The following is a 1527-nucleotide window of genomic DNA, read 5'->3' on the forward strand; positions in this document are numbered from 1 at the left end:
CCAGGATGGATCCCGGTCGACCTGCGGTCGCCCAGGATGACGGTCGAGGTTCGGGAGAGACCCCCCTCAGCGCATCTGCTGCGACATCTGCGCGTTGAAGGCGTCGAAGGGCAGCTCGGCGACGCGGAACCAGAGGTTCTCCTTCTTCCAGTACGGCAGGAAGGAATCGTAGAACGTCTTGAACTCGGCGTTCTTCGAAGCGAGGTCGGCATACATCGCGAAGGCCTCCTTGAAGGCCGCCGCCATCACCTCCTGCGGGAAGGGCCGCAGCTCGGCACCCGCTCCGGCGAGGCGAATCAGCGCGTCGGGGTTGCCGTGGTCGTATTTCGCCACGCAGAGCGCGTTGGCCTCGGCGCAGGCCGCCTCGACGATCGCCTTGTAGGCGGCCGGCAGCGCGTTCCACTTCTCCAGGTTGACGAGGAAGCTGACATTGGCGTTCCCCTCCCAGAAGCCGGGGTAGTAGTAATACTTCGCGACCCGCTGGAAGCCGAGCTTCTCGTCGTCATAGGGCCCGGAGAACTCGACCGCGTCGAGCGTGCCGCGCTCCAGCGCAGGATAGATGTCGCCGCCGGCGATCTGCTGCGGGACGACGCCGAGCTTGGCCATGATCTGCCCGCCCATGCCCGCGATGCGCATCTTCAAGCCCTTCAGATCCTCCAGCGTCTTGATTTCCTTGCGGAACCAGCCGCCCATCTGAGCGCCGGTGTTACCCGAGGGGATGGTGTAGAGGCCCTGCTTCTTCATGAAGGCGCGGCAGAGCTCCAGCCCGCCGCCGGCATAGAGCCAGGCATTCTGCTGGCGGGTGTTGAAGCCGAAGGGCAGCGAGGTCTCGAAGGCGAAGGCCGGGTCCTTGCCGATGTAGAAGCTCGACAAGGTATGGCTGCACTCGACCGTGCCGTTCTGCACGGCGTCGAGCGCCTGGAGGCCGGGCACGATCTCGCCGGGCGCGAAGACCTGGATCTGGAAGTTCCCGTCCGTCGCCTCGGCCACGCGCTTGGCGACCTGGGTCGAGAGCCCGAACAGCGTGTCGAGGCTCTTGGGATAGCTCGAGGTCAGCCGCCACGTGATCTTCGGCTGCGCCTGGGCGATGGCGGGTGCGGCGACGAGTGCGCTGCCGGCTGCGCCGCCCGCGGCGGTCTTGACGAAACGACGACGATCCATGGTGTCCTCCGGTAGGCTTGTCTGGTTTTGGCTCGGGCCCCGTGCGTCGGTGGAAACGACCGCGGCAGCCCTTGGACGGGGTCATGGCACGAAAGCCGTGGCGAAACCACGGCGGTCCCGCCGGGGCCGCCCTGCGCGCCACGCGACGAAAAAGCCGGCGGCACAGGGGCCACCGGCTCGTTTCCTCGCCGCCGCCGATCCGGCGGCGGTCAACGTTTCGAGATCAGTTCTTCGCGATGAAGCACTGTCCGCCCGCGGACTGAAGCGCCGTGCACATCGATGTCGCATCGTCGCGGGAATAGGGACCGACGCGCAGGCGATAGACGGTCTTGCCGCCGGCGAGCTCGGTCTTGCGGATGATCGGAG

The 1527-nt window shown here is 66.7% G+C and carries 2 protein-coding genes; both read right to left on the reverse strand.

The features are described from left to right. Positions 1 to 66: 66 nt before the first annotated feature. Positions 67 to 1161 carry a TRAP transporter substrate-binding protein gene (locus Q8M82_RS22990; protein ID WP_305693618.1) on the reverse strand — a complete coding sequence of 365 codons (1095 nt, stop codon included), beginning with the start codon at positions 1159 to 1161 and terminating at the stop codon, positions 67 to 69. Between the two features lie 223 nt (positions 1162 to 1384). Continuing rightward, positions 1385 to 1522, reverse strand: coding sequence for an SPOR domain-containing protein (locus Q8M82_RS22995; protein WP_371126446.1), 138 nt, complete (start codon positions 1520 to 1522; stop codon positions 1385 to 1387). Positions 1523 to 1527: the final 5 nt, after the last annotated feature.

It is taken from the genome of Allobosea sp. (assembly GCF_030694325.1).
Taxonomy (GTDB): domain Bacteria; phylum Pseudomonadota; class Alphaproteobacteria; order Rhizobiales; family Beijerinckiaceae; genus Allobosea.